The organism is Cellulomonas sp. CW35, assembly GCF_052378485.1.
In the GTDB taxonomy this organism is placed as follows: domain Bacteria; phylum Actinomycetota; class Actinomycetes; order Actinomycetales; family Cellulomonadaceae; genus Cellulomonas; species Cellulomonas uda.
Genome location: NZ_CP199000.1, coordinates 801,993 through 828,058 on the forward strand (window position 1 = coordinate 801,993; position 26,066 = coordinate 828,058).

Sequence of the window (26,066 nt, forward strand, 5' to 3'; positions counted from 1 at the left end):
AAGCGCTCCCGGCGCCCGGTTCGTCCCCCCTACAGTTGCCTGTTCGTCGCCCGCCGGCGGCGCATGAGCCCGACAGGGGGAGCCATGACCCACGACCCGACAGCCGCCGCTCTCGACGACCCGTCGACGTCGCCCGCCGAGCTCGCGCGGCTCGCAGCCGAGCGACCCGACCTGCGCGCGCGGATCGCCGCGCACCCCGCCGCCTACCCCGAGCTGCTCGGCTGGCTCGCGGCGCAGGGCGACCCGGCGGTCGCCGCCGCGGTCGCGGCGCGCGGCGCGGCCCCGCAGCAGGCCGCTCCGCAGCAGGCCGCCCAGCCCACCGTGCAGCCCACCGTGCAGCCGGCCGTGCAGCCGACCACGCCGGACGCCTTCCCGAGCCCCACCGGTCCGGTCGCCCCCGTCGTCCCGCAGGACGGCGTCGACGCGCCCGGCGCGGAGTTCGCCCCGGTCGGCGCACAGCCGCGCCGACGCCGCACGGGCCTGTGGGTCGGGGTGGCCGTCGCGGCGGTCGCGGTCGTCGGCGCCGGTGGCTACGCCGCCTGGGCGACGGTGCTGAGCAAGCTGGGCGGCGCCGCGTCGCCCGAGGCAGCCGTGACGCAGCTCGTCGAGGGCGTCGCGGACAAGGACGGCGTCGCCGTGTACGGCGTCCTCTCGCCGTCGGAGGTCGGCTCGTTCCGCGACGCGTTCGACGGCGTCGACGGGCTCGACGACCTGGCCGGCGACGGCAGGTCGGTCGACCCGGAGAAGCTGCGCGCCGCGCTGGACGCGCTCGCGATCGACATCGAGGGCCTGGACCTCCAGGTCGAGGAGGTCGACGAGGGCCTCGCGAAGGTCTCGATCGCGGGCGGCACGCTCACGGTCGACGCCGACGCGGCGGAGCTCACGGACCTCGCGATCGAGGCGCTCACGCCGGTGCTCGAGGCGTACGGCCAGCCGGTGCCGACGGGCGGCGAGCGCGACGAGGCGGTGCAGCAGATCGACGACGCGCTGCCGTGGTCGCTCGACGCCGCCGAGCTGACGTGGGACGCCCAGGGCGAGGAGCAGCTGCCGTTCCTGATGGCGGTCGAGGAGGGCGGTGACTGGTACGTCAGCCCGCTCATGACGATCGGCGAGTACGTCACGGTCGCGCAGGGCGGCACGCGCGGCGCGATGCCGTCCGACGACGCTGCCGCGCCGACCTCGGCCAAGGACGCGGGTGTCGCGTTCACCGAGGCGCTCGCCGGGATCAGCTCGGGCGACATGGACACGCTGTCCGGCACGCTCGCGGAGGGCGAGCGCCGGTTCATGGACGTGTACGTCTCCCAGTGGGTCGGTGAGCTGTCGGCGTCCGACACCGTGGTGACGGTCGACGAGGCGTCGTTCGACTCGCGCGACCTCGGCTCGGGTCGCCAGCTCCTGCAGCCCCGGCGGGTCGCGCTCTCGGGCGACGGTGAGACCGTCGTCGTCGAGGGCACGTGCGCCACGACGACCGGGGGCGACGCCGACGGCGAGAAGCGCTGCATCGCCGACAACCAGGGACTCGTCGAGCTGGGCCTGGAGGACCTCGGCCTCGTCGCGGTCGAGGAGGACGGCGGGTACCGCGTGTCCGTCCTCGCGACGTTCGCGCACGCCTACGGCACGATGCTCGAGAACCTGGTGCGCCTGCAGAAGGACGGCAAGCTCGAGGACCAGCAGTGGCTCGAGGAGAACTTCGGGGACCTGTCCTCGAGCCTCGGCATGGGGGCGCTCGGAGGGCTCGGCGGTCTGGCCACGGTGCCCGAGCTCGAGGGCCTCGACGACCTGGGCGGCTCGCTCGACGACGAGTGGACGTACGAGGAGGAGGACGGCGACATCGACGTGGGCGGCGGCTCCGGCGACGGCACCGACCCCGGCTCCGGCGACGGCGAGGAGACCTGGGACTGGGACGAGGCGTCCTGGGCCGCGCAGAGCGACCTCTACTCGCTCGGCATCGAGGTCTCGGTGTACTACGTCGACCCGTCGGCGAGCCCGCTCACGCCGAACGCGCTGTCCATCGAGGGTGGCCGGTACGTCCTGACGACGGGCGACGGCTCGAAGGACGTCTCGGAGGTGACCTCGGGCGCCGAGCGCGTGACGTTCGACCCGGGCTCGAACGACGGCACGGACTTCTGCGTGGGGCTCGAGCTCGACGGTGGTGCGCAGTGGTCGTACACCCCGCAGGGCGGTGCGGTCGAGGGCGCCTGCGGCTGACGTCCGGTGCCTGCGACTGCGGTGCCTGCCGTCCGCGTGACCTCGGTCAGGCGGACGGCAGGATGCCGCGGGACATCGCGACCGTGACGGCGTGCGTGCGGTCGTCGACGCCGAGCTTGGCGAACACCCGCAGCAGGTGCGTCTTGACGGTCGCCTCGGAGATGAACAGCTCGGCTCCGACGGCGGCGTTCGACAGCCCGCGCGCGACGGCGGCGAGCACCTGCGTCTCGCGTGCCGTGAGGCGCTCGCCCGTGCCGCGCACCTGCTGCACGAGCCGCCGCGCGACCGACGGCGAGAGCGCCGCCTCGCCCCGCGCGGCGGCCCGCACGCCCGCGACCAGCTCGGCGCGCGGGGTGTCCTTGAGCAGGTACCCGGTGGCGCCGGCCTCGACGGCACGCAGGATGTCGGCGTCGGTCTCGTAGGTCGTCAGCACGAGCACGTGCGTGCCCGGGAGCTCGGCGACGACCCGCGCGGTCGCGCCCGCACCGTCGAGCCGCGGCATCCGCAGGTCCATGAGCACCAGGTCCGGGTGCAGCGCGTGCGCGAGCGCGAGCGCCTCCTCGCCGTCGGCCGCCTCGCCGACGACGTCGATGTCGGGCTCGACCCCCAGCAGCCCCGCGATGCCCGAGCGCACCACCGGGTGGTCGTCCGCGACGAGGACCCGGAGGACCGTTCCCGCGGCCTCGTCGGACGTCGTGCTCATGCGATCGCCTCCGTGCGCACGTCCGGTGCCGACGGCAGGCGCAGCACGACGCGCGTGCCCGCACCGGGCGTCCCGGTCAGCCGGAGGTCGCCGCCGGCGGAGCGCGCGCGCTCGCGCATGCCGCGCACCCCGTTGCCCTCGCGGTCGTCGTCGCGCACGCCGCGGCCGTCGTCGGCGACCTCCAGCTCCACGAGCTCGCCCGAGCGTCGCAGCCGGACCGTCACGCCGGCGGCGTCCGCGTGCCGACGCACGTTCGCCAGCGACTCCTGCGCGGCGCGCAGCAGCGTCACGGCGGTCTCTTGCGTCAGCTCGCCGACGTCCTGCGTCTCGACGCGCACGTCCAGGCCCGTCTGCGCGTGCAGCTGGTCGCCCAGCCGGTGCAGCGCGGCCGCGAGGCCGTCGTCGAGCGCGGGCGGTGCGAACGCCGCGACGAGCGCGCGGGCCTCGGCCAGGTTGTCGCCCGCGACCGACTCGATCTGCGTGAGCCGCTCGCGCACGCGCTCGGCACCGCCCGCGCCGGGTCCCGCGTCGGCGACCGCGTCGAGCTCGGCCGACGCGGTCTGCGCGAGCATCACGACGCTCGTGAACCCCTGCGCGAGCGTGTCGTGGATCTCCTGCGCGAGGCGAGCGCGCTCCGCGTGCACGCCCTGCTCGTGGTGGCTCGCGGCGAGCGCGGCCTGCGTGGCGCGCAGGTCGTCGAGCAGCGCGCCGCGCTCCTCGCTCTGCTCGGCGACGTACGTGACCCACAGGCCCAGGCCGATCGAGAACACCATGCCGAGCGTCGCCTGACCGGCGATGGACGGCAGGTCCACCGGATCGGCGCGCACCCGCAGCGCGGTGGCGACCACGACGCCCGTGGTGAGCAGCACGGTCCACGCCACGCCCTGCAGGCGCGACAGCGCGAAGAACCAGATGTGGGAGTACGCGACGAACAGCAGCACGATGCCGAGCTCGGCGGCCCAGGTCTCGTACGTCATGACCAGGACGACCACGACGAGGTACGCCTGCGTCAGCCGCGCGTCGCCGCGGCGCGCCCCGCGTCGGCCGAGCCCGTAGTACGCGAGCGCCATGACGACGAAGCCGGCGAGCGTGCCGAGCGCCCGTGCGACGCTCGGGGCGCCGGGCACGGCGAACGCCGCGCTGATCGTGACCATGATCCAGAACGCGACGTCCCACGCCCGCATCGAGCGGCGCCAGAACTCGTCGCGGTGGCTCACCCGGCGGTCGTCCACGTCGCGCAAGCCTGCCAGGTCGGCGGGGCGGGGCGCCGACGGGCGGTCCGGCGCGTCGCCGGCACCGCCCGTCCGCGCGTGGTGCGCACCCATGCGCCCGGCGTCAGCCGTCGTCCCGGCGGCGCCACCGGAACGTGCGCACGCCGACGACGAGCCCGACGACGAGCCACGCCAGCAGGACCGCCGCGATCGCCCCGTGCTGCCACGACCCGGACACCTCGAGCTGCGCCGCCTCGTCGGGCAGGAACACCGAGCGCATGCCCTGGGCCATCCACTTCAGGGGGAACACGGAGGCGACCTGCTGCATCCACGACGGGAGCTGGTCGAACTGGAAGAACACCCCGGAGATGAACTGCAGGACCAGCACCACGGGGGTGACCACGGCGCTCGCGGACCGGCCGCTGCGCGGCAGCGAGGAGAACGCGACGCCGCAGATCGCGCCGCTGGCGGTGCCGAGCAGCAGGACCCACACGAACGTGGCCCAGTGGGCCGCGTCCTGCGGCATGGGGACGTCGAACACCACCGCGGCCACGGCGAGCAGCACGGCGATCTGCAGCGTGCAGTTGACCAGGACCTGCCCGATCTTGCCCAGGAAGTACGCCGTGGCGGGCAGGGGAGTGGCGCGCAGACGCTTGAGCCCGCCCTCGTCGCGCTCGACCGCGATCGAGATCGCGAGGTTCTGGAAGCTCGTGAGCATGACGCCCGTGGCGACCATCCCGGGCAGGAAGTACTGCGCGAACGGCACCTGCCCGCTGGGCAGCTCGATGCTGGCGTCGTCCTGCCCGAACACCGTCGCGAAGATCGCGAGCATGATCACGGGGTAGGCGAAGATGAAGATGACCGCGTCGCGCTCGCGGAAGAAGCTGCGCAGCTCGTAGCCCGTGCGGGCCAGGCCGAGCGCGAGCGTGCCCGGCACCGCGGCGCGGGTGCGCGGGGTGCTCCCGGCGTGGGTCGTGCTCATCGCGCCACCTCCACGGGCTCGACGGGGGCGGCGGGCGTCGTCGCGGACGCGTCGCCGATCAGGGACAGGTAGACGTCCTCGAGCGTGGGCCGCAGCACCTGCAGCCCGGGCACCTCGCCGTACCGTCCGGCGAGGTCGCGCACGAGCGCGGTCGGCGTGTCCGTCCGCTCCTCGCGCGGGCCGTCCGGCGTGGTCCAGCGCACGAGCGCCTGGCGTGCGGTGCGCCCGCCCAGGTCGGCGGGCGCACCCTGCGCGACCACCCGGCCGGCGTTCACGACGACCACGCGGTCCGCCAGGTGCTCGGCCTCCTCGAGGTAGTGCGTCGTGAGCAGGATCGTCGTGCCGTCCTCGCGCAGCCCCGCGACGAGGTCCCAGAAGTCGCGGCGGGCCTGCGGGTCGAACCCCGTGGTCGGCTCGTCGAGGAACACCAGCTCGGGCCGCCCGACGATGCCGAGCGCGACGTCGAGGCGTCGGCGCTGCCCGCCGGACAGCTGCCGGGCCCGCGTGCGGACCTTCTCGCGCAGCCCGACCGCGTCGATGACCTCGTCGGCATCCCGCGCCTGCGGGTAGAAGCGGGCGAAGTGGCGCACGAGCTCGCCGACGGTCGCCTCCGCGAGGTCGTCGGTGCTCTGCAGCACGACACCGAGGCGGGAGCGCCACGCGCGGCCCGCCCGGGCCGGATCCTCGCCGAGCACGCGCACGTCCCCGCCGTCGCGCTCGCGGAACCCCTCGAGGATCTCCACGGTGGTCGTCTTGCCCGCGCCGTTGGGCCCGAGCACCGCGACGATCTCACCCCGGGCGACGACGAGGTCCAGCCCGTCGACCGCCTGCTTCTCGCCGTAGGCCTTGCGCAGCGCGCTGACCTCGACCGCTGGTGCTGATGTCATGCCCCCAGACTGGCCCCGTCGTGCATGCGCGCGACAGCACCGTCGGACGGGACCCGGGGTCCACCGATCGGTGGACCCCGGGGTCATCCCTCGTCCGGCGAGGTCAGCGCGCCTCGGCCAGCAGGGACTGGATGCGCGAGACGCCCTCGACCAGGTCGTCGTCGCCCAGCGCGTACGACAGGCGCAGGTAGCCCGACGGGCCGAACGCCTCACCGGGCACGACCGCGACCTCGACCTGCTCGAGGATGAGCGCCGCGAGCTCGGCGGAGGTCGTCGGGGTCACACCGCGGATCGAGCGCCCCAGCACGCCCTCGACCGAGGGGTACGCGTAGAACGCACCCTGCGGCACCGGGACGACGACGCCGTCGATCGCCGAGAGCATCTCGACCATGGTCCGTCGCCGGCGGTCGAACGCCGCGCGCATCGCCTCGACCGCCGTGAGGTCACCGGTGAGCGCCGCGATCGCGGCCCGCTGCGAGACGTTCGCGACGTTCGACGTGAGGTGGCTCTGGAAGTTCGTCGCCGCCTTGATCACGTCGGACGGGCCGATCATCCAGCCGACGCGCCAGCCCGTCATCGCGTACGTCTTGGCGACGCCGTTGAGCACGATGCACGTGTCGGCGAGCTCCGGCACGACGCGCTGGATCGGCGTGAACACGGCGTGGTCGTAGGTCAGGTGCTCGTAGATCTCGTCGGTGACAACCCAGATCCCGTGCTCGAGCGCCCAGCGGCCGATCTCGGCGGTCTGCTCGGGGGAGTACACCGCACCCGTCGGGTTGGACGGCGAGCAGAACAGCAGCACCTTGGTGCGCTCGGTCCGCGCGGCCTCGAGCTGCTCGACCGTCACGAGGTAGCCCTGGTCGGCACCGGCGAACACCTCGACGGGCACGCCGCCCGCGAGCCGGATCGCCTCGGGGTAGGTCGTCCAGTACGGCGCGGGCAGCAGCACCTCGTCGCCCGGGTCGACGACCGACGCGAACGCCTGGAACACGGCCTGCTTGCCGCCGTTGGTCACCAGCACGGCGGCCGGGTCCACGTCGTACCCGGAGTCGCGCAGCGTCTTCGCGGCGATCGCCTCGCGCAGCGCGGGCAGGCCGGCGGCGGGCGTGTACCGGTGGTTCGCGGGGTCGCGCACCGCGGCCACCGCGGCGTCGACGATCGCGCTCGGCGTCGGGAAGTCCGGCTCGCCCGCACCGAACCCGATGACGGGCCGGCCGGCGGCCTTGAGGGCCTTCGCCTTGGCGTCGACCGCGAGCGTCGCCGACGGCGCGATCGCGGCGAGGCGCTTCGAGACACGGGAACGGGGCTGCGACGTCTGCTGGCTCACCGGGTCATAGTGGCAGAGGTCACGTGCCCGGCGCGTGGGTGTCCCGGTGCGCGGATCGGTCCCGCGGGCGTCGGTGGAGAGGGCGGTTCGACCCGGGGCGCTCCGTCCCGTATGGTTGTCCACCGGCGGTTGACGTTCGCCAAGATGACCTGTGCCCGCACGGCACCCGGGAGCTCGCTCCCGAGCGCGTGAGGCCCTCGTCGTCCTGGACCGAGGCCGTCGTAGGGCAGTGGCGCAATTGGTAGCGCAGCGGTCTCCAAAACCGCAGGTTGCAGGTTCGAGTCCTGTCTGCCCTGCGCAATCTCCTGTCTGCACCCTCGTGCAGCGGGACAGTCCGAGCATCGACGAGACAGCAGAGGCCGACACGTGAGCGAAACCGCAGCCTCCGCGGCGTCCGGCGCCGAGGGCTCGGCGCGCAAGTCCGCGCCGCAGGCCCCGTCCGGCGAGCGCCGCGGCTTGTTCGCGCGCATCGCGCTTTTCGTGCGCCAGGTCGTCGCCGAGCTCAAGAAGGTGGTCCGCCCCACGCGGCAGGACCTCATCACCTACACGTCGGTCGTGCTGGTGTTCGTCGCCGTCGTCATGGCGTTCGTCACCGTGGTCGACCTGGGCATCGGCAAGGTCACGTTCTGGGTCTTCGGGGGCTGACCCCCGCGGCCCACGTGGCCCGCCAGGCTCGGTCGAGCCGCACCTCCGCACTGGAAGAAAGCAGGTTCGTACGTGTCCCACGAGTCGTCTGAGCCCACCCCGGCCGACGTCGAGCTCTCGGACGCCGTGGAGTCGGTCGAGGCCGTCGAGGCGTCGGCCGCGGACGAGGTCCCGAGCGACGAGGCCGTCTCGGACGAGGTCACGTCCGACGAGGTCGCGTCCGGCGAGGTCGCGTCCGACGAGGCTGCGTCCGACGAGGTCGACCCCGACGAGGACCCGGTCGCCGCGTTCAAGGCGCGCCTGCGCAGCCTGCCCGGTGACTGGTTCGTCATCCACTCCTACGCGGGTTACGAGAACCGCGTGAAGGCGAACCTCGAGAACCGCACGCAGAGCCTCAACATGGAGGACTTCATCTACCAGGTGGAGGTCCCCATGGAGGAGGTCGTGGAGATCAAGAACGCGCAGCGCAAGGTCGTGCGCCGCGTCCGGATCCCCGGCTACGTCCTCGTCCGCATGGACCTGACCGACGAGTCGTGGGGCGCCGTGCGTCACACGCCGGGCGTCACGGGCTTCGTCGGCCACACGCACCAGCCCGTCCCGCTCACGCTGGACGAGGTGTTCTCGATGCTCGCGCCGACGCTCGAGACGAAGGCCCCGACGGCTCCGGCCGCCGCTGCCAAGGCCGCCGCGGCGATCCAGGTCGACTTCACGGTCGGCGAGTCCGTCACGGTCACCGACGGCCCCTTCGACACGCTGCCCGCCACGATCTCCGAGATCAACGCCGAGGCGCAGAAGCTCAAGGTGCTCGTCTCCATCTTCGGCCGGGAGACCCCGGTCGAGCTGTCGTTCAGCCAGGTCGCCAAGATCTGACCGGACCGCCCCTCGGGGCGTCGCGTGCCCGCGCCGCGGGTACGCCCTGCAACCGGGTCATCGCCCACGGCGTCGGCCCACAAGCACGAAAGAGGTGGCGTCATGCCCCCCAAGAAGAAGGTCACCGGCCTCATCAAGCTCCAGATCAACGCCGGTGCGGCTACGCCCGCCCCGCCGATCGGCCCCGCGCTCGGTCAGCACGGCGTGAACATCATGGAGTTCTGCAAGGCGTACAACGCGGCGACCGAGTCGCAGCGCGGCAACGTCATCCCCGTCGAGATCACGGTGTACGAGGACCGCTCGTTCACCTTCATCACGAAGACGCCGCCGGCCGCCGAGCTCATCAAGAAGGCCGCGGGTGTCGCGAAGGGCTCGCCCACGCCGCACACCGTCAAGGTCGCCACGCTGACCCGCGAGCAGGTGCGCGAGATCGCGTCCACCAAGCTCGAGGACCTCAACGCGAACGACATCGACGCGGCCGAGAAGATCATCGCCGGCACCGCCCGGTCGATGGGTATCAAGGTCGAGGGCTGACCCCTCGTCCCCACCCCAGTGGCAGGGCCCTGTGCGGCCCGTGCGACCACGACTGCTCACCAAGGAGAAGCAGATGCCCAAGCACAGCAAGGCGTACCGCGCCGCCGTCGAGAAGATCGAGGCAGGCAAGGTCTACAGCCCTCTCGCCGCCGTCCGTCTGGCGCAGGAGACCTCCGTCTCCAAGTTCGACGCGACCGTCGAGGTCGTCTTCCGTCTCGGTGTCGACCCGCGCAAGGCGGACCAGATGGTCCGCGGCACGGTCAACCTGCCCCACGGCACCGGTAAGACCGCCCGCGTGATCGTGTTCGCGAACGGCGAGCGTGCCGAGCAGGCCCGCGCCGCCGGTGCGGACGAGGTCGGCGGCGACGAGCTCATCGAGAAGGTCGCCGGCGGTTGGACCGACTTCGACGCCGCGGTCGCGACCCCGGACCTCATGGGCAAGGTCGGTCGACTCGGCAAGGTCCTGGGCCCGCGTGGTCTCATGCCGAACCCGAAGACCGGCACCGTGACGATGGACGTGGCCAAGGCCGTCGCGGACATCAAGGGCGGCAAGATCGAGTTCCGCGTGGACCGTCACGCCAACCTGCACTTCATCATCGGCAAGACGTCGTTCTCCGACGTCTCGCTGGTCGAGAACTACGCCGCGGCGCTCGACGAGATCCTGCGTCTCAAGCCCGCCGCGTCGAAGGGCCGCTACATCACCAAGGCGACCATCTCGACCACGAACGGCCCCGGGATCCTGCTCGACCAGAACAAGACCCGGAACCTGACCGCCGAGGACGAGGACTGAGTCCGCGGTAAGACTTCTGGACCGAGACGGTCCACCAGCACGAAGGGTCCGGCCCCCGCGGGGGCCGGACCCTTCGTCGTCGCGGCGGGTGTCGCGTCCCGTCAGCCCCGCGACCCGCGCCCCGGCCCCTCCGCCGCGCGGACACCGGCGCGGAAGCCCGCCACGTACGCGGACCGGGCCACGCTGCGCCGTGCTGCGGCGTACGCCTTGCGGGCCAGCGCCGCGGCGGCCGCGGCGCGGTACGCCGCTGCGTACCCGGCGCGGTACGCCTGGTGCGCCACGCGCCTCGTCGTCGCCCCGCTCGACGCGGCCGCCGCACGACGGCCGGCCCCGACGCCCGCCGCGTAGGCCGCGCGCGCCTGTGCCGCCCCGAGCCGGCGCCCTGCCGCGTAGGCCGCTCGCGACTGCCGCGTGCCCGCGGAGCCCTCGGTGAACGGCTCGGTGAAGGGCTCTGTGAAGGGCTCTGTGAAGGGCTCGGTGAACGGTTCCGTGAAGGGTTCGGTGAACGGGTTGGTCCCGAGTGCTTCGGTGAACGGCTCGGTGAACGGCTCGGTGAACGGCTCCGTGAACGGGTTGGTGCCGAGTGCCTCGGTGAACGGTTCCGTGAAGGGTTCGGTGAACGGTTCGGTGAACGGCTCCGTGAAGGGTTCGGTGAACGGGTTGGTGCCGAGTGCCTCGGTGAACGGCTCCGTGAAGGGCTCCGTGAAGGGCTCGGTGAAGGGTTCGGTGAACGGTTCGGTGAACGGGTTGGTCCCGAGTGCCTCGGTGAACGGTTCCGTGAACGGCTCGGTGAACGGTTCCGTGAAGGGCTCCGTGAACGGCTCCGTGAACGGCTCGGTGAACGGCTCGGTGAACGGCTCGGTGAACGGCTGCGTCGACGACCCGGCGAGCCGGGACGCCCCCTGCGCGTCCCGGTCGTCGGAGTCGTCGGCGGTGGAGCCGCCGGCACCCGGGGTGGTCCGGGCAGCCGCACGCCCGTCGCCCCCGGACCGCAGCCGGTCGCGCCACGTGGGGGCCGCCGCGGCCACGGACACCCCGAGCGTGTCGAGCACGACGTCGATCGGGCTGGCCACGGAGAAGCTCCCGTCGTCCTCGCCGGCCCACAGCAGCCCGACGACGGCTCCGTCCTCGTCGACCAGCACGGACCCGGAGTCGCCCCCGGCGGAGAACCGCTCGGTGCCCTCGGCGGGCTCGACGCGGATCTGGTCGCGCAGCGTGCGCAGGCCGACGCCGGGGCCGAAGTCGACGGCAGTGGTGTAGTCGGTGGACACCACGGTGCCGAGGGTCAGGCCCGTGGTGCGCCCGGACTTGCGCACGGTGGAGCCGACGTCGGCGGTGCCGGCCCCGGTGACGGCGCCGATCCCGACGACGCCCGGGACCCACGGTGCGCCGGGTGCGAGCGCGACGACGGCGGCGTCCATGCGGTCGGTGACGGCGCCCCGCACGAGCGCGCCGAACCGGTCCGCGCCGTCGCGTCCGCCGTCGGCGACCGCGGGCTGCAGCCACGCGGAGCCGACGTCCTCGCGCCCGTCGCCCGCGGCGACGTGCCAGTTGGTGAGGGCGAACGCGCGGCCCGTGTGGCGCTCGCGCACGACGACCCCGAGCGTGCCGTTGACGCTGCGCAGCTGCGCGCGACCGTCGACGGGGATGGTCACGGCGTCGGCGGGGCCGATGCTCAGTCCGCCGGCGAGGGGTCGCACGCGCCGGGTGTGGGCGGCGGCGCCGCTGCTCGCGCTGCCCGTGCCGACCGTGCCGGTCGTGGCGGACAGCGGCGAGACCCGCCCGGAGACGACGTCGGTCGGGACGCCGTCGACGTCCGCGGGGATGCGCTCGTCGTCGGACAGCTCGTCGAGCGGCCGCTTGCGCTCCACGTGCACGACGATCGCCTGCTGCCCGGTGGGGCGGCCCTGGGACCACTTCTCGGCGATGTCGACGCCGACCACGCCGGCGCGGGCGAGCAGGACGTCCTCGACGCCGCGCTTCGTGGGGCGGATCCGGGCGCGCTCGTCGAGCGGTCTCGACGGCGGGGCCGCGGTGGTGCCGGGCTCGGGCGTCGAGTCGGTGCGGGGGTCCTGCTCGGTCATCGGGGCGACACTCCTCATGACGGGTGACGGTGGCCACGGCTGCGAGGGCCGCCGGTCAGGAGCGCGCGGGGGCGGGCCAGATACGTCCCGCGCGTGCCCGATCGCGTGCTGATCTGCACGGACCTCGTCGTCGCGTGCGCCGGCACTCCCCGGCGCGGGCGCCCCCCGGGAGGAACGCTAGTCCGCCCGTCACCCGGGCGGGTGAACTTCACCCGCTCCCCGGCCGCGCGTATCAGGCGCGGCGTGAGGGGCTCCTCGAGGACGACCCGGCTTTCCCGCGTGCGGACGTGCTTGTCGGGTTTGTCCAGGCCGTCCTAGTGTCGTGGGACGGCCGCCCGACGGGACCGGTCGAGTGAGGGGCCAATGATGAGTGACGACCTGGTGGAGCCGGTGGACACCGCGCTCCGCGGCCAGGGGGAGGGGCTCGCCGACCAGGCGGCCCGGGCTGTGCTGGCGTACCGCGACGGAGACCCTGCGCCGCTCGCGGCGCTCGTGCAGGTGATGACGCCGCTGCTCTGGCACACGGTGCGGGCGCAGGGCGCCGGCACCGAGCAGGCCCAGGACATCGTGCAGAACGTGTGGCTCGCGCTGGTGCGCGAGATCGACACGATCCGCGACCCCCGGGCGACGTTGCAGTGGACGCTCGTGACCGCGAAGCGCGCGGCGTGGCGGGCCGTGCGCCGGTCCCGTGAGGAGGCGGCGCGTACGGACTCCGACGAGGCCGCGACCGAGTGGCTCACGGCGCCTGCCGACGAGCTGCCGGACGCCCGCGCGGTGCGCGACGAGCGTGACCGTGTCCTGTGGGACAACGTCCGGTCCCTGCCCGAGCGGTGCCGCCGACTCCTCGGCCTGGTCGCGATGGTCGACCGACCCGACTACGCCGTCGTCTCCCAGGCGCTGGGGATGCCGGTGGGGAGCATCGGACCCACGCGGGGACGCTGCCTCGCCAAGCTGCGCGCCGCCCTCGCCGCCGACCCTTCCTGGAGCGTGTCATGACGCCCGACGACGTCACCGTCGCCCTGCTCGCCGGGGGCGCCGTCGACGACCTCGACACCGAGATCCTCGGCCGCCTGGCCGCGCTCGTGGAGGCTGCCGACCCGGTCCCCGAGGGTCTGGTCGACAGCATCGGCCTCGCCCTCACGATGGAGGTGCTGCACGCGGAGCTCGCGGAGCTGCACCTCGTGGGTGAGCCGGCGCTCGCGGTGCGGACCGACGAGACGAGCATCGAAGCCGGCACGATCACGTTCACGACGGACGTGCTGACCGTGATGATCTCGGTGCACCACGAGAGCGACCTGGTCCGCGTGGACGGTTGGGCCGCTCCCGCGGGGGTGCTCGCCGTCGAGCTGCACCAGTCGGGCCGGGTCACGACGACGACCTCGGACGAGGACGGCCGGTTCGCGTTCGTCGACCTGCACCGCGGCCCGGCGCGACTCGTGCTGCGGCGGCCGTCGGACCCGACCATGCCGGTCGTGACCCCGCAGATCGAGCTCTAGCGGGAACCATGACCGAACGCTCCGGTCCGGCTGCCGCCGGGCCGCTGCCGGACGGCGACGCCCGCCGCGCCGCGCTCGAGCGGGTGGCGGTGGACGTCGCCCTGGCCGAGGCGGACAACGCCGAGGGCCACCCGAACCAGGCGCGGCGCCGGCTGGTCGCGGCGCTCGGGCGCCTCGACCGGCTCGCGGGCGACGACGAGCTGACCGACCCGGTGCGCGTGCGGGTGCGGGCGCGCGCGCTGATGGAGCTCGCGAAGTGCGAGTTCGAGACGCGCGGCGGGCCGCAGGCCGCGCTCGCGCAGCTCGACGGGCTGGTCGCGGCGGGGGCTGCGGACGCGTGGCCGGGGATCGTCCCGGCGGCGGCCGGGGTGCGCGGTCTGCTCGCGCTGCGCGGGGGGCGGCAGGACGAGGCGCTCGTCGCGCTGGACGCGGCGATCGAGCAGCTCGACGTCGCGGACCCGGTCGACGGCTGCCGCGCGCTGCTCAACCGGGGCACGTTGCACAGCGAGCGCCGGGACACCGCGGCCGCGCGCGCGGACTACTCGCAGTGCGCGGTGCGCGCCCGCGCGGCGGGGTTCGACCTCCTCGTGTTCAAGGCCGAGCACAACCTCGGGTACGTGCACTTCCGTGAGGGGCGCCTGCCGGAGGCGCTCGCGACGATGGAGGCGGCGGCGCGCAGCCTGCCGGGTCCGGTCCGGCCCACGGCGCTGCGGGACCGCAGCGAGGTGCTGCTGGAGGCCGGCCTGGTCGGGGTCGCGGACGCGACGCTCGCGCAGGCCGCGCAGATGTTCGCGGACGAGCGGCTGCCGCGCGAGGTCGCGGAGTGCGAGCTGGGCCGCGCGGAGTGCGCGCTGCTGCGTGGCGACCCGGTCGCGGCGCGGCGGTGGGCGTCGAGCGCGCGGCGGCGGTTCGCGCGGCGGGGCGACGAGGCGTGGGTGGTGCGCTCGTCGCTGCTCGAGCTGCAGGCGGACGCGGGCGTGCTCGCGCGTCGGCCGGACGGTCGCGCGTCCCGCAGCGGCTGGGCGGGGGTGGCGCGCCGTGCCGCCGAGGTCGAGGAGCTGTGCCGGACGACGGGCCGGCCCGCGTGGCAGCGCGCCGCGTCCTACCTGCGCATCGAGGCGGACCTGGCCCGCGGCGTGGGGCCCGACCCGGAGCGCGTGCTCGACGGTCTGGGGACGGTGCGCGCCGACGAGCCGCTCACCTTGCGTCTGCACGGCCGGCGGATCCGGGCGCTGCTCGCGGCGGCGGCGGGCCGCCCGGACCGGGCCACGCACCACGTGCGCGCGGGGCAGCGGGACCTCGCGATGCACCGCAGCAGGTTCGGCTCGCTGGACCTGCGCACGGCCGGCGCGGTGCACGGCACGGCGCTCGCGGAGCTGGACATGCGGCTCGCGCTCGCGACCGGGCACCCCGAGCGGGTGCTCGAGTCCGCGGAGCGGGTCCGGGCGGTGATGGGCGGTGCGCCGCGGGTCAACCCGCCGAGCGACCCGCGCACGGCCGAGCTGCTGGCGCAGCTGCGCCGGCTCGTGGAGGGCAGCCGCCCGGTCACGGGTCGGCCCGCCGCGGACCCGGAGCGCCGCAAGCTGATCGCCGACGCGCAGCGGCTCAAGCTCGAGATCCTCGCGCGGTCGTGGCACGAGCCGGGCCGCAGCGCCCGCGACGAGCGGGAGGGCCGCGCGCACGAGGTGCGTGCGGTGCTGGCGCGGCGCCCGCAGACGCTCCTGCTCGACGTGATCGACCACGAGGGCCGCCTGCTCGCGGTGAGCATGGGCGTCGAGGGTGCCGAGCTGGCGGACCTGGGCGAGGCCGCGCCCGCCGCGGAGCTCGTCCGGCGCGTGCACGCGGACCTGGAGGTCGTCGCGAACCCGCTGGTGCCCGCGGAGCTGCGGGCGGTCGCGGACCGCTCGCTGCGCGGTGCGCTCGAGCGGCTCGACGCGGTCGTGCGGCCTGTGCTCGACCGTGCTGACGAGCTCGTCGTCGTCGCGGGTGGGTGGCTGGGGGTGCTGCCGTGGTCGATGCTGCCGTCGCGGCGCGGCGCCCCGACGGTCGTCGCGCCCTCGGTGCACCACTGGATGCGCTACGCGGGCGCGGGTCTGCCGGAGGCGCCGCTGACCGCGGCGGCGGGGCCGGGCCTGGTGCACGCGGCGGACGAGGCGCGGCACGTCGCGACGCTCTGGCCGGGGGCGCGCGTGCTGGTCGACGACGACGCGAGCGTCGCGAACGTGGCCGAGGCGCTCGCGTCGCCGGGTGTGGTGCACCTCGCGGCGCACGGGCGTCACGAGCCGGACAACCCGTTGTTCTCGTCGCTGCGGCTCGCCGACGGCCCGCTGTTCGCGCACGAGCTGGACGCGGGTGGCCAGGTGCCGGACCTGGTCCTGCTGTCGTCGTGCGAGGTCGGCCGCGCGACGATCCGCGCGGGGGGAGAGGCGCTGGGGCTCGCGAGCGTGCTGCTGCGCACGGGCGTCCCGTGCGTGGTCGCGGCGATCGCCCCGCTGCCCGACGAGACGGCGATGCACGTGATGTCGGGCGTGCACGAGCGCATGCGCGCGGGGATGCCCGTGGCGGCGGCGGTGGCGCAGGCGTGCGCGGACCACGACCGCGGTGGTGGCGGCCTGGTGCCGCTCGTGTGCCTGGGAGCGCCGGTGTGACGAGGCCCTCGTCGACGTGCGTCGTCGACGTGCTGGGGGCGAGGGCGGCCGGATTTGGTCGACGGGCGTCGCTGTCGTAGTCTCGTGGGGCCCAAGACCGCCGGTCGTCGTCTCCGTTCGCGGGGCGACCGAAGTCCCGCAGCTCGCGGAGGCCAGCGCAGGTGAGAGTTCCACATGATGGTGCGGTTCGTCCGCCCCGCCCTGTCGAGCCCCGCGCCTGCGCGGGGCTCTTCGTCGTTCTGGGGGACCGACCGGCACCACCATCGGAAGGATTGCCATGGCGAGGCCGGACAAGGCAGCCGCCGTCGCGGAGATCGCGGACAAGTTCCGTGCGTCCAACGCGGCCGTGCTGACCGAGTACCGCGGGCTCACCGTGGCGCAGCTCAAGACGCTGCGTCGCGCGCTCGGCGGCAACGCAACCTACGCCGTGGTGAAGAACACGCTGACCGCGATCGCGGCCAAGGAAGCCGGCCTGACGGGCCTCGACGACGCGCTCGCGGGCCCGTCGGCGATCGCCTTCGTCTCCGGCGACCCGGTCGAGGCCGCCAAGGGTCTGCGTGACTTCGCCAAGGCGAACCCCGCGCTGGTCATCAAGGGTGGTGTCCTCGACGGACGCACCCTGACCGCCGCGGAGGTCACCAAGCTCGCGGACCTCGAGTCCCGTGAGGTCCTGCTGGCCAAGGCGGCCGGCGCGATGAAGGCCAAGCTCTACCAGGCTGCCTACGTCTTCACCGCGAACACCGCCCAGGCCGCTCGTGTCATCGATGCCCTGCGTCAGAAGCAGGAGTCGGAAGGTGCGGCCGCCTGACCCAGGCCCCGGCCTGGTCAGCGCTCCGCGCATCACCCCACATCCCGCTTCCGACGCACGTCGCGTCGCGGAGCACCGAAGAAAGGAACGCCTCTCATGGCGAAGCTCAGCACCGAGGAGCTCATCGAGCAGTTCAAGGGCCTGACCCTGATCGAGCTGTCCGAGTTCGTGAAGGCCTTCGAGGAGGTCTTCGAGGTCACCGCCGCTGCCCCCGTCGCCGTCGCCGCCGCGCCGGCCGCCGGTGGTGCGGGCGCCGACGCCCCGGCCGAGGAGGAGAAGGACTCGTTCGACGTCGTCCTGACCGCCGCCGGTGACAAGAAGATCCAGGTCATCAAGGAGGTGCGTGCGCTCACGTCGCTCGGCCTCAAGGAGGCCAAGGACCTCGTCGACGAGGCGCCGAAGCCGGTTCTCGAGGGCGTCAACAAGGAGACGGCCGAGAAGGCGAAGGCGCAGCTCGAGGGCGCCGGCGCGAGCGTCGAGCTCAAGTGATCTGACTCCGCCCGGGGCGTTCCCCCGGAGCGGAGGCGCTCACGCACGAAGGCCCGTCACCCCCGCGTGGGGCGGCGGGCCTTCGTCGTGCCACGCCGCGGTGCGGACGGCCGTGCGGGCGCGGTCGGCTTCCCCCCGACGCGGCTGGTGTGCCACCATGGCCGCGGCGACGACGAGGTCGCCCGTCCGGCCGAGGGGCCGGGCGCGGCCGCGGACCGCAGGGTCCGGCTGGAGCCGGTGCGACGAGAGCGCGCCGGGCTCGCCGGAAGCCGGTGGACTTTCGCGCCAGGGCCGAGTATGCTAGCGCTTTGCGCTGGCCTGTGCCCGCGATCTCAGATATCCCGACCCGGAGCTCGACGTACGTGCGCGTCGAACACTGCCGTCGCGGCCGGGGATCGCGCCTTGCCAGGCAGCGCAGCGTGCTCTCGACCGCAGGGAAGGACCCCTCTTGGCTGCCTCGCGCACCCCTTCTGCACCGTCCGCCGACGCCATCGCGAACCGCACCGCCTCTCGCCGCATCTCCTTCGCCAAGATCCACGAGCCCCTCGAGGTCCCCGACCTGCTCGGTCTGCAGACCGAGAGCATGGACTGGCTCCTGGGCAACGAGCGCTGGCAGGCGCGCGTGGCGGCCGCGGTCGAGGCGGGGCGCAACGACGTCCCGCAGACCGCCGGCCTCGAGGAGATCTTCGAGGAGATCTCCCCGATCGAGGACTTCGGCGGGACCATGTCGCTCTCCTTCCGCGAGCACCGTTTCGAGCCGCCGAAGTACACGGCCGAGGAGTGCAAGGAGAAGGACTTCACCTTCGCCGCGCCGCTGTTCGTCACCGCCGAGTTCGTCAACTACACGACCGGTGAGATCAAGTCGCAGACGGTCTTCATGGGTGACTTCCCGCTCATGACCGAGCGTGGCACGTTCATCATCAACGGCACCGAGCGCGTCGTCGTCTCGCAGCTCGTGCGCTCGCCCGGCGTCTACTTCGAGCGCACGGCGGACAAGACGTCCGACAAGGACATCCTCACGGCCAAGGTCATCCCGAGCCGTGGGGCGTGGCTCGAGTTCGAGATCGACAAGCGCGACAACGTCGGTGTGCGCGTCGACCGCAAGCGCAAGCAGAACGCCACGGTGCTGCTCAAGGCGCTCGGCATGACCGAGGGCGAGATCCGCGAGGAGTTCGCGGCGTACCCGGCGGTCATCGACACGCTCGAGAAGGACCACGTCCAGACGCAGGACGAGGCGCTGCTCGACCTCTACCGCAAGATCCGCCCGGGCGAGCCGCCGACGGTCGAGGCCGGCCGCGCCCTGCTGGAGAACTTCTACTTCAACCCGAAGCGCTACGACCTCGCGAAGGTCGGCCGCTACAAGGTCAACAAGAAGCTCGGCCGCGACGCCGCGCTCACGGACTCGGTGCTCACGCTCGAGGACGTCGTCGCGACGATCAAGTACCTCGCGGCGCTCCACATCGACGCCACCACGCTGCCCGGCACGCGGGGCGGTGAGGCGATCGAGGTCCGCGTCGAGACGGACGACATCGACCACTTCGGCAACCGTCGCATCCGCGCGGTCGGCGAGCTCATCCAGAACCAGGTCCGCACGGGCCTGTCCAGGATGGAGCGCGTCGTGCGCGAGCGCATGACGACGCAGGACGTCGAGGCGATCACGCCGCAGACCCTGATCAACATCCGCCCGGTCGTGGCGTCGATCAAGGAGTTCTTCGGCACCTCGCAGCTCTCGCAGTTCATGGACCAGAACAACCCGCTCGCGGGCCTGACGCACAAGCGGCGTCTGTCGGCCCTGGGCCCGGGTGGTCTGTCCCGTGACCGCGCCGGCATGGAGGTCCGTGACGTCCACCCGTCGCACTACGGCCGCATGTGCCCGATCGAGACCCCCGAGGGTCCGAACATCGGTCTGATCGGCTCGCTCGCGTCGTTCGGTCGCATCAACCCGTTCGGCTTCGTCGAGACGCCGTACCGCCGGGTCGTCGCGGGCAAGGTCACGGACGAGGTGCACTACCTCACGGCCGACGACGAGGACCGCCACGTCATCGCGCAGGCGAACGCGCCGCTCAAGGAGAACGGCGAGTTCGAGGAGGACCGTGTCCTCGTCCGCACCAAGGGCGGGGAGATCGACTACATCCCCGGCGAGCTCATCGACTACATGGACGTCTCGCCGCGCCAGATGGTGTCGGTCGCGACGGCCCTGATCCCGTTCCTCGAGCACGACGACGCGAACCGCGCGCTCATGGGCGCCAACATGCAGCGCCAGGCCGTGCCGCTGGTCCGCTCCGAGGCGCCGCTCGTCGGCACCGGCATGGAGCGTCGTGCGGCCGTCGACGCCGGTGACGTGATCGTCGCGACGAAGCCGGGTGTCGTCACGGAGGTCTCCGCGGACCTCATCACGGTGGCGAACGACGACGCGACGACGTCGACGTACCGGGTCGCGAAGTTCCGCCGCTCCAACCAGGGCACGTCGTACAACCAGCGTGTGCTCGTCGACAGCGGCCAGCGCGTCGAGGTCGGCTCGGTCCTGGCGGACGGCCCGGCGACGGACGAGGGCGAGCTCGCGCTCGGCCGCAACCTGTTGGTGGCGTTCATGTCGTGGGAGGGCCACAACTACGAGGACGCGATCATCCTGTCGCAGCGCCTCGTGCAGGACGACGTGCTGTCCTCGATCCACATCGAGGAGCACGAGGTCGACGCGCGCGACACCAAGCTCGGCCCCGAGGAGATCACGCGGGACATCCCGAACGTCTCCGAGGAGGTCCTCGCGGACCTGGACGAGCGCGGCATCATCCGCATCGGTGCCGAGGTCGGCGCCGGCGACATCCTCGTCGGCAAGGTGACCCCCAAGGGTGAGACCGAGCTGACCCCGGAGGAGCGCCTGCTGCGTGCGATCTTCGGCGAGAAGGCGCGCGAGGTGCGTGACACGTCGCTCAAGGTCCCGCACGGTGAGTCCGGCACGGTCATCGAGGTGCGCACGTTCTCGCGCGAGGACGGCGACGAGCTGCCCGCGGGCGTCAACGAGCTGGTGCGCGTCTACATCGCCCAGCGCCGCAAGATCACCGCGGGTGACAAGCTCGCCGGCCGCCACGGGAACAAGGGCGTCATCTCGACGATCCTGCCCGAGGAGGACATGCCGTTCCTCGAGGACGGCACGCCGGTCGACATCATCCTCAACCCGATGGGTGTCCCGGGTCGTATGAACGTCGGCCAGGTGCTCGAGGTCCACCTCGGGTGGATCGCCGCGCAGGGGTGGGACATCTCGCTGGCAGCCGAGGGCGACGTGTCCTGGAAGGACAACGTCCCCGCGAACGCCGCGAGCAGCGACCCCCGCACCCCGGTGGCGACGCCGGTGTTCGACGGTCTGCAGGAGGACGCCCTCACGGGCCTGCTCTCCAGCACGCTGCCGAACCGCGACGGCGAGCGCATGGTCGGCCCCGACGGCAAGGCGCGCCTGTTCGACGGGCGTTCCGGCGAGCCGTTCCCGGAGCCGGTGTCGACCGGTTACATGTACATCCTGAAGCTGCACCACCTCGTCGACGACAAGATCCACGCGCGCTCGACGGGTCCGTACTCGATGATCACGCAGCAGCCGCTGGGTGGTAAGGCGCAGTTCGGTGGGCAGCGGTTCGGCGAGATGGAGGTGTGGGCCCTCGAGGCGTACGGCGCCGCCTACACGCTGCAGGAGCTCCTGACCATCAAGTCCGACGACGTGCCCGGCCGCGTCAAGGTGTACGAGGCGATCGTCAAGGGCGAGAACATCCCCGACTCGGGCATCCCGGAGTCGTTCAAGGTTCTGCTCAAGGAGATGCAGTCGCTCTGCCTGAACGTCGAGGTGCTGTCGTCCGACGGCGTGTCGATCGACATGAAGCAGAACGACGACGAGGTCTACCGCGCTGCGGAGGAGCTCGGCATCGACCTGTCGCGTCGCCCCAACGCGAGCAGCGTCGAGGAGATCTGACGTCGAGCGGCTCGTCGTGCCGCCCACCCTCGGGTGAGAGCGCACGACGAGCCGCCCGCACCACCCCTTGCACCATTCCGTCCGCCGCAGGCCCGTCCCGGGCCCGGCTAGCGAAGGAAGTAGGACCCCCTTGCTCGACGTCAACGTCTTCGACGAGCTGCGTATCGGCCTGGCCACGGCCGACGACATCCGTGCCTGGTCGCACGGCGAGGTCAAGAAGCCCGAGACCATCAACTACCGGACCCTGAAGCCGGAGAAGGACGGTCTGTTCTGCGAGAAGATCTTCGGTCCCACCCGGGACTGGGAGTGCAACTGCGGCAAGTACAAGCGCGTGCGCTTCAAGGGCATCATCTGCGAGCGCTGCGGCGTCGAGGTGACGCGTTCCAAGGTGCGCCGTGAGCGCATGGGCCACATCGAGCTGGCCGCCCCCGTCACGCACATCTGGTTCTTCAAGGGTGTGCCGTCGCGTCTGGGCTACCTGCTCGACCTGGCGCCCAAGGACCTCGAGAAGGTCATCTACTTCGCGGCCTACATGATCACGTGGGTCGACGAGGAGGGCCGTCACGAGGACCTCCCGAACCTCCAGAACGAGATCGACCTGGAGCGCAAGGAGATCGCGGACCGCCGCGACAACGACATCAACAACCGTGCCGCCAAGCTCGAGGCCGACCTGGCCGAGCTCGAGGCGGAGGGTGCCAAGGCCGACGCGCGGCGCAAGGTGCGCGACTCGGCCGAGCGGGAGATGGCGCAGATCCGCAAGCGTGCGGACGCGGAGATCGAGCGCCTCGAGCAGGTCTGGGACCGGTTCAAGAACCTCAAGGTCGCGGACCTCGAGGGCGACGAGATGCTCTACCGCCAGCTCCAGGACCGCTACGGCAACTACTTCGAGGGCTCGATGGGCGCCGCGGCGATCCAGAAGCGCCTCGAGGCGTTCGACCTGGAGGCGGAGTCGGAGAACCTGCGCGAGATCATCAAGACCGGCAAGGGCCAGCGCAAGACGCGTGCCCTCAAGCGTCTGAAGGTCGTCAACGCGTTCCTCACGACGAACAACTCGCCGACGGGCATGGTCCTCGATGCGGTCCCGGTCATCCCGCCGGACCTGCGCCCGATGGTCCAGCTCGACGGTGGCCGGTTCGCCACCTCGGACCTGAACGACCTGTACCGCCGCGTCATCAACCGGAACAACCGCCTCAAGCGGCTCCTGGACCTGGGCGCGCCGGAGATCATCGTCAACAACGAGAAGCGGATGCTCCAGGAGGCCGTGGACTCGCTGTTCGACAACGGCCGCCGCGGCCGCCCGGTCACGGGCCCCGGCAACCGTCCGCTGAAGTCGATCTCCGACATGCTCAAGGGCAAGCAGGGCCGGTTCCGCCAGAACCTGCTCGGCAAGCGCGTCGACTACTCGGGCCGTTCGGTCATCGTCGTCGGCCCGCAGCTCAAGCTGCACCAGTGCGGCCTGCCGAAGCAGATGGCGCTCGAGCTGTTCAAGCCGTTCGTCATGAAGCGCCTGGTGGACCTCAACCACGCGCAGAACATCAAGTCCGCCAAGCGCATGGTCGAGCGCGCCCGCCCGGTCGTGTGGGACGTGCTCGAGGAGGTCATCACCGAGCACCCGGTGCTGCTGAACCGTGCGCCCACGCTGCACCGTCTGGGCATCCAGGCGTTCGAGCCGCAGCTGGTCGAGGGCAAGGCGATCCACCTGCACCCGCTCGTCTGCGCCGCGTTCAACGCGGACTTCGACGGTGACCAGATGGCCGTCCACCTGCCCCTGAGCGCGGAGGCGCAGGCCGAGGCCCGCATCCTCATGCTCTCGAGCAACAACATCCTCAAGCCGTCGGACGGTCGTCCGGTGACCATGCCCTCGCAGGACATGATCATCGGCCTGTACCACCTGACGTCCGACAAGCCGGGTGCCGAGGGCGAGGGCCGTGCGTTCAGCTCGGTCGCCGAGGCCGTCATGGCGTTCGACCAGGGCACGCTCGACCTCAACGCGGTCGTGAAGATCCGGTTCGACGACCTGGTGCTGCCCGAGGAGGACGCGCCCGAGGGCTACGAGTACGGCCAGACCCTGCTGTTCGAGACGACGCTGGGCCGCGCGCTGTTCAACGAGCTGCTCCCGGTCGACTACCCGTACGAGAACGGCGTCGTCGACAAGAAGCGGCTGTCCGTGATCGTGAACGACCTCGCGGAGCGCTACCCCAAGGTAGCCGTCGCGGCGTCGCTCGACGCCCTGAAGGAGGCCGGCTTCCGCTGGGCCACCCGCTCCGGCGTGACGATCGCGATTTCCGACGTCGCCACGCCGGCGGCGAAGGCGGCGATCCTCGAGGAGCACGAGGCGCGCGCGGCGAAGGTGCAGGGTCAGTACGAGAAGGGCCTCATCACCGACGACGAGCGTCGTCAGGAGCTCATCGAGATCTGGACGCAGGCCACCGACAAGGTCGCCAAGTCGATGCAGGAGAACTTCCCTGCGCGCAACACGGTGTTCCGGATGGTCGGCTCGGGCGCACGTGGTAACTGGATGCAGGTCCGTCAGATCGCCGGTATGCGCGGTCTCGTGGCGAACCCGAAGGGCGAGATCATCCCGCGCCCGATCAAGTCCAACTACCGCGAGGGCCTGTCCGTCCTCGAGTACTTCATCGCGACGCACGGTGCCCGCAAGGGTCTGGCGGACACCGCTCTGCGGACCGCCGACTCGGGTTACCTCACGCGTCGTCTGGTGGACGTCTCGCAGGACGTCATCGTGCGCGAGGACGACTGCGGCACCGAGCGCGGTCTGACCATGCCGATCGGTGTCCCGGGTGCGGACGGCAAGCTGCGCCGCCACGACAAGGTGGAGACGAGCGTCTTCTCGCGCACGCTGGCCACCGACATCGAGGTGGAGGGCGAGGTCATCGGCCGCGCGGGCGACGACGTGGGCGACGTCCTGCTGGACCGCCTGCTCGAGACGGGCGTCGACACCCTCAAGGTGCGGTCGGTGCTCACGTGCGAGTCGCGTGTCGGCACGTGCGCGAAGTGCTACGGCCGCTCGCTGGCCACCGGCAAGCTCGTCGACATCGGTGAGGCCGTCGGCATCATCGCGGCGCAGTCGATCGGTGAGCCCGGCACGCAGCTGACGATGCGTACCTTCCACACCGGTGGTGTCGCCTCCGCGGAGGACATCACGCAGGGTCTGCCGCGTGTCCAGGAGCTCTTCGAGGCCCGCACCCCCAAGGGTGAGGCGCCGATCGCGGAGTTCTCGGGCCGGGTGGCGATCGAGGAGGGTGACCGCTCGCGGCGCATCGTCCTGACGCCGGACGACGGCTCGGAGGAGATCGCGTACCCGATCACCAAGCGCTCGCGTCTGCTCGTGAACGACGGCGACCACGTCGCGGTCGGCACGCAGCTGGTGCAGGGTGCCGTGGACCCGAAGAAGGTCCTGCGCATCCTGGGCCCGCGCAAGACGCAGGAGCACCTGGTCGACGAGGTGCAGGAGGTCTACCGCTCGCAGGGTGTGGACATCCACGACAAGCACATCGAGGTCATCGTGCGGCAGATGCTGCGTCGCGTGACGGTGCTCGACTCCGGCACGACCGACCTGCTGCCCGGCGAGCTCGCCGAGCGCGGGAAGTTCGAGGACGCGAACCGCAGGACGGTCGCCGAGGGCGGTCAGCCGGCCTCGGGTCGTCCGGAGCTCATGGGCATCACGAAGGCGTCGCTCGCGACGGACTCGTGGCTGTCGGCGGCCTCCTTCCAGGAGACGACCCGCGTGCTCACCGAGGCCGCGATGTCGGGTCGGTCCGACCCGCTGCTCGGCCTCAAGGAGAACGTCATCCTCGGCAAGCTCATCCCCGCCGGTACCGGCCTGCCGCGTTACCGCGACATCGCCGTGGAGCCGACCGAGGAGGCCAAGGCCGAGCTGTACCCGACGTTCGGCTACGACGAGATCGACTTCCCCGCCCTGGGCTTCGGCTCGGGTGAGGCGATCCCGCTCGAGGACATCGACTTCGGCGACCTGCGCTGACGTCGGTCTCCTGACCCGACCCGAGGGGGTCCACCGCATGACGGTGGGCCCCCTCGGGCGTCCCGGCCCCGCGCGCCGAGGGGTCGGACGCGGTCCCCGACGGGTGGCCCGCGTCCGCGCGGTGGGCGTTGGTCGAGGCGCTGCGGGTGCACCCGAGGAGGGCCGCTGGCCGGGTGCGGCGGCGTCCTGCTCCTGACCGCGGCGGCGCCGACGCAGGTGGCGGGGCTGCGCCGGGGGAGCGGGCATGTGGTCGGGGAGCGTCACAGTCGTGGTCCTTTGACGGTGCTATGGCGGCCAGGTAACGTTGGACTCTGTGCCCGCGCCGTCGGGCCCTCGCGCGTGCACTCGCACGGACGCGGTCCGGTTCGCCGGACGGACGTCACGACGAGTGCGGCAAGCGATCCCCCGCCACTCGCGCGGCTCCCG

General features: G+C 72.5%; 18 protein-coding genes and 1 tRNA gene. 13 read left to right on the plus strand and 6 right to left on the minus strand.

Translation table 11 applies throughout. From position 1 onward, the window contains the following. Positions 1-84 precede the first annotated feature (84 nt). Positions 85-2,208, plus strand: coding sequence for a variant leucine-rich repeat-containing protein (locus ACT17Q_RS03805; protein WP_444664841.1), 2,124 nt, complete (start codon positions 85-87; stop codon positions 2,206-2,208). A gap of 46 nt (positions 2,209-2,254) precedes the next feature. Here the strand turns inward: ACT17Q_RS03805 and ACT17Q_RS03810 are convergent, their stop codons facing one another. The 5 genes from ACT17Q_RS03810 to ACT17Q_RS03830 all read right to left on the minus strand — a co-directional run bounded on the left by ACT17Q_RS03810 (position 2,255) and on the right by ACT17Q_RS03830 (position 7,318). Further along, positions 2,255-2,911 carry a response regulator gene (locus tag ACT17Q_RS03810; RefSeq protein ID WP_444664843.1) on the minus strand — a complete coding sequence of 219 codons (657 nt, stop codon included), beginning with the start codon at positions 2,909-2,911 and terminating at the stop codon, positions 2,255-2,257. After that, positions 2,908-4,143, minus strand: a complete 1,236-nt coding sequence (locus tag ACT17Q_RS03815; protein ID WP_444664845.1) for a sensor histidine kinase — start codon at positions 4,141-4,143, stop codon at positions 2,908-2,910. The genes ACT17Q_RS03810 and ACT17Q_RS03815 overlap by 4 nt, the downstream gene beginning before the upstream one ends. A 103-nt stretch (positions 4,144-4,246) precedes the next feature. Then, positions 4,247-5,104 carry an ABC transporter permease gene (locus ACT17Q_RS03820; protein WP_094180774.1) on the minus strand — a complete coding sequence of 286 codons (858 nt, stop codon included), beginning with the start codon at positions 5,102-5,104 and terminating at the stop codon, positions 4,247-4,249. Beyond that, complete coding sequence (locus tag ACT17Q_RS03825; RefSeq protein WP_094180773.1) at positions 5,101-5,991, minus strand: ABC transporter ATP-binding protein; 891 nt, start codon at positions 5,989-5,991, stop codon at positions 5,101-5,103. The genes ACT17Q_RS03820 and ACT17Q_RS03825 overlap by 4 nt, the downstream gene beginning before the upstream one ends. A 103-nt stretch (positions 5,992-6,094) precedes the next feature. Beyond that, positions 6,095-7,318: a pyridoxal phosphate-dependent aminotransferase gene (locus ACT17Q_RS03830; protein ID WP_268533219.1), complete on the minus strand. Its 1,224-nt coding sequence runs from the start codon at positions 7,316-7,318 to the stop codon at positions 6,095-6,097. 223 nt (positions 7,319-7,541) lie between these two features. On the opposite strand from ACT17Q_RS03830, the gene ACT17Q_RS03835 reads away from it, so the two are divergent. From ACT17Q_RS03835 to rplA, 5 genes are all read left to right on the plus strand, one after another. After that, a tRNA-Trp gene (locus ACT17Q_RS03835) sits at positions 7,542-7,614 on the plus strand. Between the two features lie 70 nt (positions 7,615-7,684). Beyond that, on the plus strand, positions 7,685-7,963 hold the full coding sequence (gene secE / locus ACT17Q_RS03840; RefSeq protein WP_094180771.1) for a preprotein translocase subunit SecE: 279 nt from the start codon (positions 7,685-7,687) through the stop codon (positions 7,961-7,963). Positions 7,964-8,035: 72 nt separating this feature from the next. Beyond that, positions 8,036-8,833 (plus strand): transcription termination/antitermination protein NusG, encoded by a 798-nt coding sequence (gene nusG / locus ACT17Q_RS03845; RefSeq protein WP_444664848.1) that lies wholly within the window; start codon positions 8,036-8,038, stop codon positions 8,831-8,833. A 102-nt stretch (positions 8,834-8,935) separates the two neighbouring features. After that, a complete protein-coding gene (gene rplK / locus ACT17Q_RS03850) occupies positions 8,936-9,367 on the plus strand; it encodes a 50S ribosomal protein L11 (protein ID WP_094180769.1) in 432 nt (143 codons plus the stop codon). Between the two features lie 73 nt (positions 9,368-9,440). Then, positions 9,441-10,157 carry a 50S ribosomal protein L1 gene (gene rplA, locus ACT17Q_RS03855; protein WP_094180768.1) on the plus strand — a complete coding sequence of 239 codons (717 nt, stop codon included), beginning with the start codon at positions 9,441-9,443 and terminating at the stop codon, positions 10,155-10,157. 101 nt (positions 10,158-10,258) lie between these two features. Here the strand turns inward: rplA and ACT17Q_RS03860 are convergent, their stop codons facing one another. Then, positions 10,259-12,241 (minus strand): peptidase S32, encoded by a 1,983-nt coding sequence (locus ACT17Q_RS03860; protein WP_444664850.1) that lies wholly within the window; start codon positions 12,239-12,241, stop codon positions 10,259-10,261. 366 nt (positions 12,242-12,607) lie between these two features. Here ACT17Q_RS03860 and ACT17Q_RS03865 point away from each other — a divergent pair, with 366 nt between their 5' ends. From ACT17Q_RS03865 to ACT17Q_RS03895, 7 genes are all read left to right on the plus strand, one after another. Continuing rightward, positions 12,608-13,237, plus strand: a complete 630-nt coding sequence (locus tag ACT17Q_RS03865; protein WP_232514426.1) for an RNA polymerase sigma factor — start codon at positions 12,608-12,610, stop codon at positions 13,235-13,237. Further along, positions 13,234-13,737 carry a carboxypeptidase regulatory-like domain-containing protein gene (locus ACT17Q_RS03870; RefSeq protein WP_444664852.1) on the plus strand — a complete coding sequence of 168 codons (504 nt, stop codon included), beginning with the start codon at positions 13,234-13,236 and terminating at the stop codon, positions 13,735-13,737. Before ACT17Q_RS03865 ends, ACT17Q_RS03870 begins: the two co-directional genes overlap by 4 nt. An 8-nt stretch (positions 13,738-13,745) precedes the next feature. Beyond that, positions 13,746-16,385 carry a CHAT domain-containing protein gene (locus ACT17Q_RS03875; protein WP_094180764.1) on the plus strand — a complete coding sequence of 880 codons (2,640 nt, stop codon included), beginning with the start codon at positions 13,746-13,748 and terminating at the stop codon, positions 16,383-16,385. Between the two features lie 277 nt (positions 16,386-16,662). Continuing rightward, the gene (rplJ, locus tag ACT17Q_RS03880; protein WP_094180763.1) at positions 16,663-17,193 is read left to right on the plus strand and encodes a 50S ribosomal protein L10; all 531 of its coding nucleotides are present in this window, start codon (positions 16,663-16,665) and stop codon (positions 17,191-17,193) included. A gap of 96 nt (positions 17,194-17,289) precedes the next feature. Then, complete coding sequence (rplL, locus tag ACT17Q_RS03885; protein WP_094180762.1) at positions 17,290-17,682, plus strand: 50S ribosomal protein L7/L12; 393 nt, start codon at positions 17,290-17,292, stop codon at positions 17,680-17,682. A gap of 448 nt (positions 17,683-18,130) precedes the next feature. Further along, the gene (gene rpoB, locus ACT17Q_RS03890) at positions 18,131-21,640 is read left to right on the plus strand and encodes a DNA-directed RNA polymerase subunit beta (RefSeq protein ID WP_444664855.1); all 3,510 of its coding nucleotides are present in this window, start codon (positions 18,131-18,133) and stop codon (positions 21,638-21,640) included. Between the two features lie 130 nt (positions 21,641-21,770). Further along, positions 21,771-25,640 (plus strand): DNA-directed RNA polymerase subunit beta', encoded by a 3,870-nt coding sequence (locus ACT17Q_RS03895; protein WP_094180760.1) that lies wholly within the window; start codon positions 21,771-21,773, stop codon positions 25,638-25,640. Positions 25,641-26,066: the final 426 nt, after the last annotated feature.

Bases quoted from the DNA above. Each gene is read 5' to 3' on its own strand.
- ACT17Q_RS03870 (WP_444664852.1), top strand. From the start codon at position 13,234: ATGACGCCCGACGACGTCACCGTCGCCCTGCTCGCCGGGGGCGCCGTC.
- ACT17Q_RS03805 (WP_444664841.1), top strand. From the start codon at position 85: ATGACCCACGACCCGACAGCCGCCGCTCTCGACGACCCGTCGACGTCG.
- ACT17Q_RS03875 (WP_094180764.1), top strand. From the start codon at position 13,746: ATGACCGAACGCTCCGGTCCGGCTGCCGCCGGGCCGCTGCCGGACGGC.
- rplA (WP_094180768.1), top strand. From the start codon at position 9,441: ATGCCCAAGCACAGCAAGGCGTACCGCGCCGCCGTCGAGAAGATCGAG.
- ACT17Q_RS03860 (WP_444664850.1), bottom strand. From the start codon at position 12,241: ATGACCGAGCAGGACCCCCGCACCGACTCGACGCCCGAGCCCGGCACC.
- ACT17Q_RS03820 (WP_094180774.1), bottom strand. From the start codon at position 5,104: ATGAGCACGACCCACGCCGGGAGCACCCCGCGCACCCGCGCCGCGGTG.
- rplK (WP_094180769.1), top strand. From the start codon at position 8,936: ATGCCCCCCAAGAAGAAGGTCACCGGCCTCATCAAGCTCCAGATCAAC.
- ACT17Q_RS03865 (WP_232514426.1), top strand. From the start codon at position 12,608: ATGAGTGACGACCTGGTGGAGCCGGTGGACACCGCGCTCCGCGGCCAG.
- ACT17Q_RS03825 (WP_094180773.1), bottom strand. From the start codon at position 5,991: ATGACATCAGCACCAGCGGTCGAGGTCAGCGCGCTGCGCAAGGCCTAC.
- ACT17Q_RS03810 (WP_444664843.1), bottom strand. From the start codon at position 2,911: ATGAGCACGACGTCCGACGAGGCCGCGGGAACGGTCCTCCGGGTCCTC.
- rplL (WP_094180762.1), top strand. From the start codon at position 17,290: ATGGCGAAGCTCAGCACCGAGGAGCTCATCGAGCAGTTCAAGGGCCTG.
- rplJ (WP_094180763.1), top strand. From the start codon at position 16,663: ATGGCGAGGCCGGACAAGGCAGCCGCCGTCGCGGAGATCGCGGACAAG.